The 13,011-nt window shown below is 70.1% G+C and carries 13 protein-coding genes; 6 read left to right on the top strand and 7 right to left on the bottom strand.

From position 1 onward, the window contains the following. The first annotated feature begins 8 nt into the window (after positions 1 to 8). Positions 9 to 2,360 (top strand): putative bifunctional diguanylate cyclase/phosphodiesterase, encoded by a 2,352-nt coding sequence (locus tag AC3WQY_RS16975; RefSeq protein WP_492709737.1) that lies wholly within the window; start codon positions 9 to 11, stop codon positions 2,358 to 2,360. Further along, a complete protein-coding gene (locus tag AC3WQY_RS16970; RefSeq protein WP_492709736.1) occupies positions 2,357 to 3,448 on the top strand; it encodes a class I SAM-dependent methyltransferase in 1,092 nt (363 codons plus the stop codon). The genes AC3WQY_RS16975 and AC3WQY_RS16970 overlap by 4 nt, the downstream gene beginning before the upstream one ends. Here AC3WQY_RS16970 and AC3WQY_RS16965 read toward each other — a convergent pair. The 5 genes from AC3WQY_RS16965 to AC3WQY_RS16945 all read right to left on the bottom strand — a co-directional run bounded on the left by AC3WQY_RS16965 (position 3,445) and on the right by AC3WQY_RS16945 (position 9,397). Further along, positions 3,445 to 4,269, bottom strand: coding sequence for a PEP-CTERM sorting domain-containing protein (locus AC3WQY_RS16965; protein WP_492709735.1), 825 nt, complete (start codon positions 4,267 to 4,269; stop codon positions 3,445 to 3,447). The genes AC3WQY_RS16970 and AC3WQY_RS16965 overlap by 4 nt on opposite strands. 157 nt (positions 4,270 to 4,426) lie before the next feature. Further along, on the bottom strand, positions 4,427 to 5,653 hold the full coding sequence (locus tag AC3WQY_RS16960) for a multifunctional CCA addition/repair protein (RefSeq protein WP_492709771.1): 1,227 nt from the start codon (positions 5,651 to 5,653) through the stop codon (positions 4,427 to 4,429). A 17-nt stretch (positions 5,654 to 5,670) separates the two neighbouring features. Next, positions 5,671 to 6,372 carry a glutathione S-transferase family protein gene (locus AC3WQY_RS16955; RefSeq protein ID WP_492709734.1) on the bottom strand — a complete coding sequence of 234 codons (702 nt, stop codon included), beginning with the start codon at positions 6,370 to 6,372 and terminating at the stop codon, positions 5,671 to 5,673. Between the two features lie 29 nt (positions 6,373 to 6,401). Beyond that, the gene (locus AC3WQY_RS16950) at positions 6,402 to 7,358 is read right to left on the bottom strand and encodes a complex I NDUFA9 subunit family protein (RefSeq protein ID WP_492709733.1); all 957 of its coding nucleotides are present in this window, start codon (positions 7,356 to 7,358) and stop codon (positions 6,402 to 6,404) included. After that, a complete protein-coding gene (locus tag AC3WQY_RS16945; RefSeq protein ID WP_492709732.1) occupies positions 7,355 to 9,397 on the bottom strand; it encodes a lytic transglycosylase domain-containing protein in 2,043 nt (680 codons plus the stop codon). Before AC3WQY_RS16945 ends, AC3WQY_RS16950 begins: the two co-directional genes overlap by 4 nt. 42 nt (positions 9,398 to 9,439) lie before the next feature. On the opposite strand from AC3WQY_RS16945, the gene AC3WQY_RS16940 reads away from it, so the two are divergent. Further along, positions 9,440 to 10,015 carry a 5-formyltetrahydrofolate cyclo-ligase gene (locus AC3WQY_RS16940; RefSeq protein WP_492709731.1) on the top strand — a complete coding sequence of 192 codons (576 nt, stop codon included), beginning with the start codon at positions 9,440 to 9,442 and terminating at the stop codon, positions 10,013 to 10,015. Here AC3WQY_RS16940 and AC3WQY_RS16935 read toward each other — a convergent pair. Then, entirely contained in the window at positions 10,012 to 11,007 is a 996-nt protein-coding gene (locus tag AC3WQY_RS16935) for a LysR family transcriptional regulator (protein WP_285235201.1), read from the bottom strand. The two genes, AC3WQY_RS16940 and AC3WQY_RS16935, sit on opposite strands and share 4 nt — an antisense overlap. 108 nt (positions 11,008 to 11,115) lie before the next feature. Here AC3WQY_RS16935 and AC3WQY_RS16930 point away from each other — a divergent pair, with 108 nt between their 5' ends. Continuing rightward, a complete protein-coding gene (locus AC3WQY_RS16930; protein ID WP_285235202.1) occupies positions 11,116 to 11,478 on the top strand; it encodes a DUF2917 domain-containing protein in 363 nt (120 codons plus the stop codon). Between the two features lie 3 nt (positions 11,479 to 11,481). Next, positions 11,482 to 11,949: a cupin domain-containing protein gene (locus tag AC3WQY_RS16925; RefSeq protein ID WP_492709730.1), complete on the top strand. Its 468-nt coding sequence runs from the start codon at positions 11,482 to 11,484 to the stop codon at positions 11,947 to 11,949. On the opposite strand, the gene AC3WQY_RS16920 is transcribed toward AC3WQY_RS16925, so the two are convergent. Continuing rightward, on the bottom strand, positions 11,946 to 12,311 hold the full coding sequence (locus AC3WQY_RS16920; protein ID WP_285235204.1) for a TfoX/Sxy family protein: 366 nt from the start codon (positions 12,309 to 12,311) through the stop codon (positions 11,946 to 11,948). The two genes, AC3WQY_RS16925 and AC3WQY_RS16920, sit on opposite strands and share 4 nt — an antisense overlap. A 94-nt stretch (positions 12,312 to 12,405) precedes the next feature. On the opposite strand from AC3WQY_RS16920, the gene AC3WQY_RS16915 reads away from it, so the two are divergent. Beyond that, positions 12,406 to 12,978 (top strand): 5-formyltetrahydrofolate cyclo-ligase, encoded by a 573-nt coding sequence (locus AC3WQY_RS16915; RefSeq protein ID WP_492709729.1) that lies wholly within the window; start codon positions 12,406 to 12,408, stop codon positions 12,976 to 12,978. The last annotated feature ends 33 nt before the right edge of the window (positions 12,979 to 13,011 follow it).

The raw sequence follows: 13,011 nt of genomic DNA, 5'->3' as shown, positions 1-13,011 counted from the left end.
GAGGGCACATGAAGGGCTGGGAACTGCTGCCAAGTGCCGCGACCCGCGTGGATGCGAGCGGCGCCATCCTCGAACGCAATGCGCAGTTCCTCCAGCTCAGCCAGGGGCAGACCGGCTGGAGCTGGCTGCGCCCCGAGGCCGAGGCGCAGCTGCGCGCGCAATGGCCGCAGCCGCAGGACTTCGAGCTCGAACTGCAGACCTGCGCCAGCGCGCCGACCTGGCTGAGCTGCCGCTCGCGCTGGGATGGCGAGGGCGCCAGCCATGTCTGCCTCTGGACCGATATCTCGGCCAGCAAGCGCGCCCAGCTGCGTGCGCAGGACCAGGCCGCGCAGCTGCGCCTGATGGCCGACAACGTGCCGGTGCTGATCGCGCTCTACGACGCCAAGACCGACCAATGCCTGTTCGCCAACCGCGGCTATGCGCGCATGTTCGGCCTGGACGAGCAGAGCATCCTCGGCCGCACGTTTGCCGAGGTGATCGGCGAGGCCGCTGCCAAGGAGATCCAGCCCCATGTGGACCGCGTGCTGCAGGAGCAGGTGGCGGTGGTGTACGAGCGCAAGATCGAGAGCCCGAACGCCGCGCCGCGCTGGATCGAGGTGAACCTGATCCCGCATCTGGACGGCAAGGGCGAGTCGCGCGCCAGCTTCGTGCTGATCGCCGACATCACGCGGCACCGCGTCGCCGAGATCGCGGTGCGCGAGTCCGAGGAGCGCATGGCCAAGTTCATGCACGCCTCGGTGGAGGGCATCGTGTTCCACCGCGACGGCGTCATCACCGATGCCAACGCGCCGCTGTGCCAGCTGGTGGGCTACACCCTGGCCGAGCTGCTGGGCCGCTCGGCGCTGGCCCTGGTGGCGCCCGACCAGCTGCACAAGGTCAGCCAGGTGATGGGCAAGAGCGAGGAGACGCGCTACGAGACGGCGGTGCAGCACAAGGATGGCAGCCGCATCGACGTGGAATTCATCGTGCGCACGCTCTGGCGCGGCGGCGAGAAGCTGCGCATGACCATCGTGCGCGACATCCGCGAGCGGCTGGCGGCGCAGCAGCGCATGCACCACCTGGCGCATCACGATGCGCTCACCGGCCTGCTGAATCGCGGCGCCTTCCTCGACCGGCTGCGCGAGCGCCTGCTGACGGCGCGCCGCGACGCGCAGAAGCTCGCCCTGCTGTTCATCGACCTCGACAACTTCAAGCGCGTCAACGATTCGCTGGGCCATCTGGAGGGCGACCAGGTGCTGCGCACCGTGGCCGACCGCATCGGCGCCTGCCTGCGCGCCACCGACACGGTGGGGCGCTTCGGCGGCGACGAGTTCGTGGTGCTGCTCGACGAGGTGTCGGGCCGCGAGGACGTGCATGTGGTGCTGATCGCGCTGCTGAGCGTGGTGGAGGTGCCGGTGCGCGCCGATGGCCGCGACCTCTCGGTCACGCCCTCGATCGGCGTGGCGATGTTCCCCGAGCATGGCGACAGCCCCGAGGAATTGCTGCAGCACGCCGACACCGCCATGTACCTGGCCAAGTCCAGCGGCCGCGCCACCTATGAATTCTTCGAGCCCTCGATGGCGGCCAACGCCTATGCCGACCTGGTGCTGGAGAGCGAGCTCGCGCATGCGATTGCGCGCGACGAGTTCGCGCTCTACTACCAACCCCAGGTGGATGCGCGCACCGGCGCGCTCACCGGCGCCGAGGCCCTGCTGCGCTGGCAGCATCCGCAGCGCGGCCTCTTGAGCCCTGAGGCCTTCATCATGGTGGCCGAGCGGCATCGCCTGATGCTGCCGCTGGGCGAATGGGTGATGCGCGAGGCGGCGCGCCAGGCGCGCATCTGGCACGAGACGGGCGTGGCCGAGGTGCCGATCGCGGTGAACCTCTCCAGCATGCAGTTCCGCCTCGCCAGCTTTGCGCGCTCGGTGGCCACGGTGCTGGAGCAGGCCGGCGTGCCGGGCACCTGGCTGGAGCTGGAGCTCACCGAGCGCATGCTCACCGAAGACTTGAGCGGCGTGCCCGAGACGCTCGCCAGCCTGCGCGCCCTGGGCCTGCACATCTCGGTGGACGATTTCGGCACCGGCTACACCTCGCTCTCGCACCTGACCCTGCTGCCGCTGGACAAGCTCAAGATCGACCAGAGCTTCGTCGCCGGCCTGCCCGACGACGAGGGCTCGGTGGCCATCACCCGCGCGATGCTGCAGATGGCCAAGGGCCTGGGCCTGCGCGTCAGCGCCGAGGGCGTGCGCAGCAGCGCGCAATGGGAAGCGCTGGCGCTGTGGGGTTGCGACGAGGTGCAGGGCGAGGCGATCGGCGCGCCGATGTCGGCGGCGGCCTTCGAGGCCTGGCTGCGCGGCCGCGTTTCTACAATCGGGGCATGAGCAAAGAAGTCCAGACCTCGCCCGAGCTAGCCGCCCTGATCCAGCGCGAGATCGAACAAGCCGGGGGTTATCTGCCCTTCGATCGCTTCATGGCCCTGGCGCTCTACGCGCCGGGCCTCGGTTATTACGCCAACCAGCGCCAGAAGTTCGGCCTGATGCCCGACAGCGGTTCTGACTTCGTCACCGCCCCCGAGCTCTCGCCGCTGTTCGGGCGCGCCCTGGCCGCGCAGGTGGCGCAGGCGCTGGAGGCGAGCGGCAGCGACGAGGTCTGGGAGTTCGGCGCCGGCACCGGCGCGCTGGCGGCGCAATTGCTGGAGGCGCTGGGCGAGCGCGTGCGGCGCTACCGCATCGTCGACCTGTCCGGCACGCTGCGCGCGCGCCAGGCCGAGCGCCTGCAGCCCTGGGCGCACAAGCTCGAGTGGCTGGACCAGCTGCCGGCGCGCATGCAGGGCGTGGTGCTCGGCAACGAGGTGCTGGACGCGATGCCGGTGCAGCTGCTGAGCTGGGATGGCCACACCTGGTGCGAGCGCGGTGTCGTGGCCGAAGGGTCAGGTCTTGCCTTTGCCGACCGGCCCAGCGCGCTGCGCCCGCCGCTGCACGAGCACATGCTGCCCGGCACCGTCACCGAGATCCACCCGCAGGCCGAGGCCTTTGTGCGCACCCTGGCCGAGCGGCTCGACCGCGGCGCGATCTTCCTGATCGACTACGGCTTCCCCGAGCGCGAGTACTACCACCCGCAACGCCTGGGCGGCACCCTGATGTGCCACCACGAGCACCGCGCCGATGGCGACCCGCTGGCCCTGGTGGGGCTCAAGGACATCACCGCCCATGTCAACTTCACGGGCGTGGCGTTGGCCGGCCAGGAGGCCGGGCTCAGCGTGCTGGGCTACACCAGTCAGGCGCATTTCCTCATCAACTGCGGCCTGGTCGAGCTGATGGCCGCGGCCGAGCTGCCGCAGCGCGTGATGGCGCACAAGCTGATCGCCGAGCATGAGATGGGCGAGCTCTTCAAGGTGATCGGCTTCGCCGCGGGCGAGCCCTTCGATGCCCTGGGCTTTGCGCAGGGCGATCGCAGCCACACGCTCTAACGCCTGCGTCGCGCCAGACCGGCCGCCAGCAAGGCCATCCCGGCCAGGGCCAGCGAGGCGGGCTCGGGTACCTGCAGTCCGCCACCGCCAAAGGTCAGCCCGCCCACGGCGTCGATCTCATTGTCGCCATCGCGCACCACGGCGCCCGGCCCACCCCAGGTGACTGACGCATATCGGAAGGTGGCGGCAGTCGGCAATTGGTAGACCGCCACGAAACCGTCGGCCACATTCGCACCCGGCGACCAGCCATCACCGTAGACGTGCACGAGCTGGGCCTGCACCCAGTCTGCATCGAGGGCATCGGGGTCATTCGACAACCAGGCGGTGTTCTCCAGCACCTCGCCGGGCACGGGGCCATGGTCCACAAAGACGAACACGGCCAGTTGATTGGCCTGCCCGCCCAGATCCCAGATCAGGCCCTGCGAGGGCCGTCCGCCCGATGCCCCGCCCACATTGCCGCCGTTGCCAGCGTCTTGTACCCAGGCGAAGTCGCGCGCGTTGGCATTCGCCGCCGCCGAACCCGCACCGTTGTAGGCCCCCAGCGTGGTGGGGTCGGTGCCGGTGCCAAAACCGTCCGCGCCCTTGACATAGCTGCCGAGGTTGAAGCCGCTGGGGTCGCTCCAGCCGCCGTTCTCGATGCAAGTGACGTTGGGGTTGATGCCCAGGCTGATGAAGGTGCTCACGGTGGCGCCGAACACCGGCGCACCCACGGCGTCAGCGGGGTTGGTGAGGCAGGGTCCGGCGATGGCCGCCGAGCTGAGGCCCAAACCAAGCGCGACGCCGGCCAGGGCGCTGAGACGACGGTATGCAGCATTCATCATGACGAACTCCAGACGCTGTTGAGATAAGCGACCATGCCTGTGCAGGGGCACGCATAAAGCGCGCCAGCATGACAAGTGTTTGATTTGATGACGAGTTGTCAGGGGCGATGCAACAAGCGGCGTGACGCTGTAAATATTCCCGACGCCGACCTTGCGCTCATGTCTGGGCCATGGCGGCCAGCGCCGCCAGCCGCGCCCTGGCAATTGCCGCGCCGATCTGCGGCCCCTTGAGGCCCTGCGCCAGCGCCGCCGCGCTGAGTTCGGCCTGGTTGAGGCCCTGCAGGCAGCGCAGGTCGGCGAGCAGCTTGGGGCGCTGCGGATAGGGCCGGTCTTGCAGCCCCAGGCGGCCGCGCGCATCGCATTCGCAGGCCAGGAGCAGCTCGGCAAAGCGCTCGGGGCGGCGCAGCGCATCGCAGCGCTCCAGCAGGTTCAGCCGCGCCTGCGGCGTGAAGGACAGGCTCTGGTGCACATGGGTGTGCTCGCGCGTCATCAGCTCGGCCAGTTCGCGGCAGTCGCTCGGCACGCGCCAGCGTTCGCTGACGCGCCGCGTTAGCGGCAGGCCACGGCTCTCGTGGGCGATATGACGTGGCAGCGCCTCGTCGGGCGTGAGGCCCTTGCCGAGATCGTGGCACAGGCAGGCATAGCGCACCGTCAGCGGCGCGGCCAGCGCGGCGCAGCGGTCCAGCACCATCAGCATGTGCGTTCCGGTGTCGATCTCGGGGTGGTGCTGCGCGGGCTGCGGCACGCCGAAGAGGCGGTCCAGCTCGGGCAGCAGGCGTGCCAGCGCGCCGCAGGCGCGCAGCACCTCCAGCATGCGCGAGGGCTCAGCTTCCATCAGGCCGCGCGCGAACTCCTGCCAGATGCGTTCGGCCACCAGCGCATCGACCTCGCCGGCGGCCACCATCTCGCGCATCAGCGCAAGCGTCTCGGGCGCCACCGTGAAGTCCCGGTAGCGCGCCGCAAAGCGCGCCAGCCGCAGGATGCGCACCGGGTCCTCGGCAAAGGCCGGCGAGACATGGCGCAAGACCTTGTCCTTGAGGTCCCGCTGGCCGCCATAGGGGTCGATGAGTTGGCCGGCCGCGTCCTCGGCCATCGCGTTGATAGTTAAGTCGCGGCGCGCCAGGTCCTGCTCCAGCGTGACCTCGGGGGCGGCGTGGAAGGCAAAGCCATGGTAGCCCGGCGCGGTCTTGCGCTCGGTGCGGGCGAGCGCGTATTCCTGCTTGGATTCCGGGTGCAGAAACACCGGGAAGTCCTTGCCCACCGGCTGGTAGCCCAGGGCCAGCAGTTGCTCGGGCCGGGCGCCGACGATGACCCAGTCGATGTCGGCCACCGGGCGGCCCAGCAGGGCGTCGCGCACCGCGCCGCCGACCTTGTAGATCTGCATCATGGTCGGCGCCGGGCTCAGCGCAACTGCCCCTGCGGCCCGCCGGAGACGCGGTAGGGCTCGTCGTCGGCGATGAAGTCATGCTCGGCCAGAGCGTCGGCCACCCAGGCGGCCACGGCGGGATGGGCCTGCATGGCGGCCAGGTAGCGCTGGCAGGGCTCGGATATGGGCAGGCCATAGCGCGTGATGCGCATCACCACCGGCGCGAAATAGGCGTCGGCGGCACTGAACGCGCCGAACAGGAAGGGCCCGCCGCTGGCCGCCAGCGCCTCTTCCCAGGCGGCCTGCATGCGCGCCAGGTCGGCCCGCAGCTTGGGCTCGCTGGCGAGCAGGCGCTGGCCCACCGCGCTCAGGTCGGCCTCGATATTCATCGGGCAGAGGCCGCGCAGGCTGCCGAAGCCGGCATGCATCTCGGCGCACAGGCTGCGTGCGCGCGCGCGCTGGCGGGCATCGCGCGGCCAGATCGCCAGCTCAGGGTGGCGATCGGCAATCGTCTCGGTGATGGCCAGGGTGTCCCAGACGGCGAAGCCGTCGTCGTCCAGCAGCACCGGCACCTTGGCGGCCGGCGTGACCTCGGCCATAGCCTGGTAGAAGCTGGAGCCGGGCGTGAAATCGAAGCGCAGCTTGCGCTCGCTGAAGGGGATGTCGAAGGCCTTCAGCAGCACCCAGGGGCGCATCGACCAGGACGAGTAGTTCTTGTTGCCGATCACGAGTTGCATGGGGGATGTCGCTCCTTGTTGTGAGTGGTTCAGCGATGCGCGCCGCGGCGCAGCACGTCCATCTTGCTGACGCCGTGGCGCAGATAGGCCGCGGCGATGGGCTCCACGGCATGGGCCTGGATGCCCAGCTCGGCCAGGCCGGGCAGGGTGCCGCTGGCGATATTGGGCACCTCCATCGAGGCCAGGTTGTCGCGCGACATCATGGGCTCGCCCGGCAGGCTTTCCATCAGCAGGGCCTGCGCCTTGGCCAGCACGGCGGGCAGGGGCAGCACGCGGCGTTCGTGGCCGCTCAGGCGGCCGGCCAGCTTCACCAGCTCGCCCAGGCGCAGCACCTGCGGGCCGGCCAGTTCGTAGGTCTTGCCGATGGTGCTGCCGTCCTGCATGCAGCGCAGGATGGCGGCCGCCACGTCCTCCACCCAGACCGGCTGGAACTGCGCGTCCGCGCCCGCCAGCGGCATCAGCGGGAACCAGGCCTGCAGTGCCGCGAACAGATTGAGGAACTGGTCGTCGGCGCCAAAGATCACCGAGGGCCGCAGCAGCGTGAGATCGAGCTCGGCCGCTGCTTCCTGCAGCACCGCCTCGCCGCGCGTCTTGGAGCGCAGATAGCGCGAGGGCGCGGCCGGCCCGACGCCCAGCGCGCTGACATGGATGAGGCGGCGCACGCCGGCTTCGCGGCAGGCCGCCGCCAGGGTGCGCGGCAGCTGCACATGGGCGCGCTCGAAGGCGGCCTCGTCGCCCTGCAGGATGGCCACCAGATTGACCACCAGATCCTGACCTCGCAGCAGCTGCGTGAGCTGCGCCGCGTCGTGCACATCGGCCTCGATCATGTCGAGGCCGGGCAGCACCTGCAGGCCGCGGTGCGCGGCCGGGCGCCGGCTCGGCACCGTGATGGCCGCGGCGCCGCCATGCTGACGCACCAATTGCTCGCACAAGGCACGGCCGACAAAGCCGCTGCCGCCTAGGATCAAGATCTTGTTGGGGGTCACGGTAGGTCCTGGTTGGAGGAGGGCGCGCTGGCCTCGCGTGGGCCGATGAGCTTGCCCAGGCGCTCGCGCAAGGCGCTGGGCTCGGAACCGAGCAGGCGTGCGTAGACGGTGGCGTTGGACAGCACCTTCTTCACATAGTCGCGCGTCTCGTTGAAGGGGATGCTTTCGGCCCACAGGGCGGCGTCGATCACCGGCCCCTCGCGCCAGCGGCGCGGCCGGCCGGGGCCGGCGTTGTAGGCCGCCGCGGCCATCGCCATCGAGCCGCCGAAATCGTCCAGCACCAGCTTCAGGTAGTTGGTGCCGATGCGCAGATTGAAGTCGCGGTCGGTGAGGTATTCGGGCTTGTAGTCGAGGCCGGCCTTCTTGGCGGTCCAGCGCGCGGTGGCGGGCATCACCTGCATCAGGCCGGAGGCGCCGACATGCGAGCGCGCGTCCATGATGAAGCGCGACTCCTGGCGGATCAGGCCGTAGACATAGGCGGGGTCGAGGCCGATCTCGCGCGCCTTGGCCAGCACCTCGTTGCGGAAGGGCAGGGGATAGCGCTGGTTCAGGTCGACCTCGGCCCTGGTGCGTTCGCTGGTGTTGATGCAGCGGTCCCAGACCTCGCGCTCGCAGGCCAGGCCGGCGGCGGCCAGCAGCTCGCGGTCGCTCATGCCGCGCAGCGAGAAATTCCACTCGCGCACGCCCTCGTTGCGCAGGCCGGCGGCGATCAGCAGCAGGCTGCGGTTCAGGCCGGGGTGCTGATAGGCCTGGCCCTTCTCCTGCGGGCTCAGCGGCGCCGGTGCGGCCGGCAGGGGCAGGCGCTGCTCCAGCTCGTCGGCCGCCAGCTTGCCGTAGAAGCTCAGCGGCGAGGCCAGGCCCTGCAGCAGCTGGTGCGCCTGGGCGCGCTGGGCCTCGCTCTTGGCGCTGCCGGCGCCCTCGGCCGCGCTGGCCTGCAGGGCGCGCGCACGCCAGTACTGCCAGGCCGGCTCCTGCTGCTCCTTCGTGCTCATCAGGCCCAGGGCCTGCAGTGCCAGCGCCGGGCGGCCGGCGCCGTTGTCGGCCCGCAGCGCGGCGCGCACCGCCCAGCCCAGCGTGTCGTCGCTCCACTCCGCGGCGCTGTTATGTTTGTCGAGCAGCCGGAAGGCGCGCGCGTAGTAGTCGGCGCCTTCCGGCTGCAGCTTGAGCGCCGCCTGGCGCGCCAGCTGGGCCCAGGCCCAGGCGGCCAGGTCCTGCGGCAGCCTTGCCTCCCAGCGGTCCACCAGCTCGGCGGCCTGGGCGGTGTCGCTGGCGCTGATGCGCAGCAGCGCCAGGGTGGTGATCTCGGCATGGGTGCGGCCCTGGGTCGAGGCCTTGCGCGCCAGGTAGCGCGCCGCGCTGTCCTGCAGCTCGGTGACATGCAGGGCCAGGCCCTTGGGCAAGAGGGCACTGGCCTGCTTGATGGCGCGCGGGCGGTTCAGCTCGAAGCTCAGGCGCAGCTTGAGCCAGACATCCTCGGGCTTGAGCCGCCCGGCCTCCAGCAGGGTGCTGGCGAGCAACTGGCAGCCGTCGTCGCCATCCTTCTGGGCCAGCCAGGCCGCGCGTGCCGCGGCGCGCACATCGCGGCCGGCCAGGTGCTCGGTGAGCAGGCCGTAGCAGGCCACCTCGCGGTCGTCGGCCATCTTGAAGCGCGGCAGCTCGCGTGCGAAATTGCCCCAGTCGCGGCGCCGGCCCAGCTCCAGCAGCCAGTCGTTACGCAAGCGGTCTTCCACATAGCTGCCGGGCCAGCGCGCATAGAAACCCTCCAGATCGCCCTGGCTCAGCTCGGTGAGGCGCAGGCCCAGGTCCCAGTAGTCGATCCAGGACGCGAGCGGGTACTGCTGCGCCTGCGCGACGGCGTTCACCGCCGCCAGGCGCTTCTTGTCCTTCAGGCGCAGGGCCTCGCGCGCCTCGCCGATCAGCTCGGGCTTGGGCGGCGCAATGTCTTGCGCGCGGGCGCAGCATGAAAGAAAACTCAGCCCGCAGGCCAGCGCGAGCGCCGCGATGCGCGTCAGATTCCGTGCTCCATATACTGCCGACAAGATTGTTCTCTCTCTGCTTTCTCTTTGCTGGATAAACCGCTGATGCCGTCAGACCACGCCACCCTGCCGCACGAGCGCGCCGCGCTGCGCCGTCATTTGCTGGCCGCACGCGCGCAATGGTGGGCGAGCGCGGAGGCGCAAAAGGCGCAGGCCGCGCAGGCCGCTGCGCTGCGTGAACTGCTGGCTCAATTAGAGCCCCAATGCCTGGGTCTCTACTGGCCCTTCGAAGGGGAATTTAACGCAGCCGAGTTTGTGCAGTCGCAAGGCCTGGTCAAGCAATGCGGTCTGGCCCTGCCATTCGCCCGCAAGGAGGGCCGACAGATGGACTTCCGGCGCTGGCAGGGCGAGGCGCCCGCGCTGAAGGATGAGTGCGGCATTCCCAGCAGCGATGGCGCGGTGGTGGTGCCCGACGTGCTGCTGGTGCCCTGCGTGGGCTTCACCCGCGAGGGCTACCGGCTGGGCTATGGCGGCGGCTATTTCGACCGCTGGCTGGCCAGGCATCCGGGCGTCACCACCATCGGCCTGGGCTGGAGCGGCGGCGAAATTGCCTTCGCGATCGAGGCGCATGACCAGCCCCTGACCGTGATCCTGACCGAGCGCGAGCTCGTGACGCCCTAGTCGTGCTCGCCCAGCCCGCCCTCGTCGCCGTGCTGCGTTTCGCCGATGTCGCGGCGCGATTGCGCGGCCTGGGCCTCGACCCAATGCGCGAACTGCACCACCTCGGGCCGGCTGCGGCCCTGGCGTGACAGCAGCAACCAGTAGGCCGAGGGGCTGCTCATGCGCCCGGCCGGGCCGAAGGGCTCGACCAGCTCGCCGCGCTGCAGCGACTCGTACACCAGGGCCAGCCGCGCCAGTGCCACCGCCTGGCCCGAGAGCGCGGCCTGGATCTGCTGGTAGGTGAAGTTCAGGTACATCCAGCGCCGCGGCTGCAACTCTGGCGCGCCATGCTCGGCCAGCCAGCGCCGCCAGCTCAGGTATTGGGCGGTGGGGCGCTGGTCGTCTTCCTCGGCCAGGCTGTGCTGGGCCAGGTCGCTGGGCTGGCGCAGCGGCGGCGCCAGGCCGCGGGCCGCCTGCTCCACCAGCCAGGGGCTGGCCACCGGCACCAGGGTTTCGCCAAACAGCCGCACCGCACCGGGCGGCACCTGGCCGGGCGCGCAATAGCGCAGCGCGAGGTCGATCTCGCTGTCGTCGATGTCGACGATCTGGTCCAGTGCCGAGACGCGGATGTCGATGTCGGCATGCGCGCGCTGGAAGGCCTCCAGGCGCGGCAGCAGCCACAGCGAGGCGAAGGAGGCGAAGGTGGTGACGTTGACGACGCGGCGCCCGCGCGACTGGCGGATCTGCCGCACCGTGGCGTCCAGGCGCTCGATCATGCTCACCACCTGGGTGCGCAGCAGCGCGCCGTCGGTGCTCAGCTCGACATGGCGGGTGCCGCGCAGGAACAGGGTGCAGCCGATCTCGTCCTCCAGGCTGCGGATCTGGCGGCTGATGGCCGATTGCGTGAGATGCAGCTCCTCTGCCGCCGCGCGGAAGCTGAGCAGCCTGGCCACCGCCTCGAAGGCGCGCAGGGGGCCGATGGCGAGGGGGCGATGGCGCGGCGCGTTATTCATGCGCGAATGGTATCAATCCGGGGCGTGCAACTCATTGGACCGGATTCCGGGTAGTCCCTAGTATTGCCCCATGCCCGCCGAGTGCGGCGGGCGGATCAGGAGGACACCATGTCTTTGGCTCAACGCTCATCAATCGATGCATTCCACCCCGCCTATGCCGGCACCGCCTGGGAGCTGGGCCAGGGCCAGGCCCTGAGCCTGCCGATCGGGCCGGGCGCACGCGAGTTGCGCGTGCTGGAGGGTCGCGTCTGGCTGACCCGCAGCGGCCGTGCCGACCGGCCGGCCCAGGACGTCTGGCTGGCCGCCGGCGAGGCCATCATCCTCGGCTCCGGCGAGCAGGTGGTGCTGGAATCCTGGCCCAGCGCGCGCTTCCAGCTGCTGGTGCCGCCGCTGGCCTGCCCGGAAGCCTGGAGCCAGCTGAAGGCCAAGCGCGCGGCGCGCCCGGCCAGCTCGGCCCTGGCGGCGGCCTGAACCATGGCCGGCCCGCTGTTGAAGGCGGCGGACATTGCCGCCATGGCGGGTCAAGCCAAGACCCATCTGCTGAACGCCAACGCGGTGCGCGTCGCCAAGTCGCTGGGCGGCGCCACCGGCATGACGGCGCTGGGTTTTCATGTGATGACGCTGGCGCCCGGCCGCGAGGCTGCCGAGTACCACCGCCATCTCTATGAGGAGCAGTGCTTCTACATCCTGTCGGGGCGGGGCACGGCCATCATCGACGAGCAGGCCCATGCCGTCGAGGCGGGGGACTTTCTCGGCTTCGCGAAGAACGGCGCGGCTCATACCCTGGTGAACACGGGGGCGGAGCCGCTGGTGTTCATCGCCGCCAGAACGAACCTGGAGCAGGATGTCTGCGACTACCCGCGCCAGCGCAAGCGGCTCTACATGAATGGCGCCGAAGAGGCGCTGGTGGACTTCGATCAGCTGCGCGTCGAGCGGCCCTAAGCCTTGCCGCGGCGCGGCGCCGGTTTGCTGCCCTTCGCCGCGCGGGCGCGCAGCGCCGCCGCCAAGGCCAGGCGTGCCCAGGGCTGCATCAGCGCGGGCGATTCCATCGCCTCTTCCGGCGCCGCGTAATAGGCCATCGTCATGACCTGGCCCTGCTTGTCGTAGCGGAAGGGCGCGCAGCCGGCCTGCTGGAAGGCCGGGATGGTCTCGGCATCGGCCTTCAGCCAGAGCTGCTCGAAGGCAATGATGGCGATGAAGATCTCGTCCGCATAAATGCCATAGCCGCCGAACATGCGGCGGCTGCGCAGCGCACCCAGGGGCGCCAGCAATTCCAGGCTGTGGGCCAGCAGTTCCTTGGACATGGCGCAACTATAGGTGGTGGCTTAGGCAAACCCGCAAGTCACAAGACCTGACCCTCGCGCACAATCATGGCAGCCAGCCTTGGGAGACTCTCGCGTGGATGTAGCCAATGACCGTGCCGCCCTGCGCCACAAACTGATTGCCGACCGCTTGGCCCTGCCGGGGCGGCTGGAGCTGGCCGAGGAGCTGCAGCGCGTGCTGCGCGTCTGGCTGGTGCGGCGGCGCGAGCTGACCATCGGCGCTTACTGGCCCATCAAGGGCGAGTTCGACCCGTTGCCGGCGTTGTACCGCTGGGCCGAGGCCAACCCGGTGCGGCGCATCGGCCTGCCGGTGGTGGACAAGGAGCATGGCACGCTGCGCTTCCATGTCTGGTACCCGGGCTGCCCGATGGAGGAAGACGCCTACGGCATTCCCAAGCCCAAGGACACCGAGGTGTTCGAGCCGCAGCTGCTGGTGGTGCCCTGCGTGGGCTACGGGCCCTGCGGCCTGCGCCTGGGCTATGGCGGTGGCTTCATGGACCGCACCCTCGCCAGCCTGCAGCCGCGCCCCGCCACCGCCGGCGTGGGCTATGCGCATGGTTTTCTGCCCCTGCTGAAGGCCGAGCCGCACGACATGCCGCTGGACGCCATGCTCACCGAGGAGGGGGTGGTGTGGGACAAGGACGGTTGAGGCCGGCGGGCGGCCGGGCTGAGAGAATGCGGT

The organism is Roseateles sp. FW301-B2, from assembly GCF_058788955.1.
The sequence above is the reverse complement of the archived record's forward strand: the minus strand, read 5'-3'. Positions and strand labels throughout refer to the sequence as shown.

Excerpts from the sequence above, each read along its gene's own strand:
- AC3WQY_RS16975 (WP_492709737.1), top strand. The coding sequence starts at position 9 with ATGAAGGGCTGGGAACTGCTGCCAAGTGCCGCGACCCGCGTGGATGCG.
- AC3WQY_RS16970 (WP_492709736.1), top strand. The coding sequence starts at position 2,357 with ATGAGCAAAGAAGTCCAGACCTCGCCCGAGCTAGCCGCCCTGATCCAG.
- AC3WQY_RS16965 (WP_492709735.1), bottom strand. The coding sequence starts at position 4,269 with ATGATGAATGCTGCATACCGTCGTCTCAGCGCCCTGGCCGGCGTCGCG.
- AC3WQY_RS16960 (WP_492709771.1), bottom strand. The coding sequence starts at position 5,653 with ATGCAGATCTACAAGGTCGGCGGCGCGGTGCGCGACGCCCTGCTGGGC.
- AC3WQY_RS16955 (WP_492709734.1), bottom strand. The coding sequence starts at position 6,372 with ATGCAACTCGTGATCGGCAACAAGAACTACTCGTCCTGGTCGATGCGC.
- AC3WQY_RS16940 (WP_492709731.1), top strand. The coding sequence starts at position 9,440 with ATGCCGTCAGACCACGCCACCCTGCCGCACGAGCGCGCCGCGCTGCGC.
- AC3WQY_RS16935 (WP_285235201.1), bottom strand. The coding sequence starts at position 11,007 with ATGAATAACGCGCCGCGCCATCGCCCCCTCGCCATCGGCCCCCTGCGC.
- AC3WQY_RS16930 (WP_285235202.1), top strand. The coding sequence starts at position 11,116 with ATGTCTTTGGCTCAACGCTCATCAATCGATGCATTCCACCCCGCCTAT.
- AC3WQY_RS16925 (WP_492709730.1), top strand. The coding sequence starts at position 11,482 with ATGGCCGGCCCGCTGTTGAAGGCGGCGGACATTGCCGCCATGGCGGGT.
- AC3WQY_RS16920 (WP_285235204.1), bottom strand. The coding sequence starts at position 12,311 with ATGTCCAAGGAACTGCTGGCCCACAGCCTGGAATTGCTGGCGCCCCTG.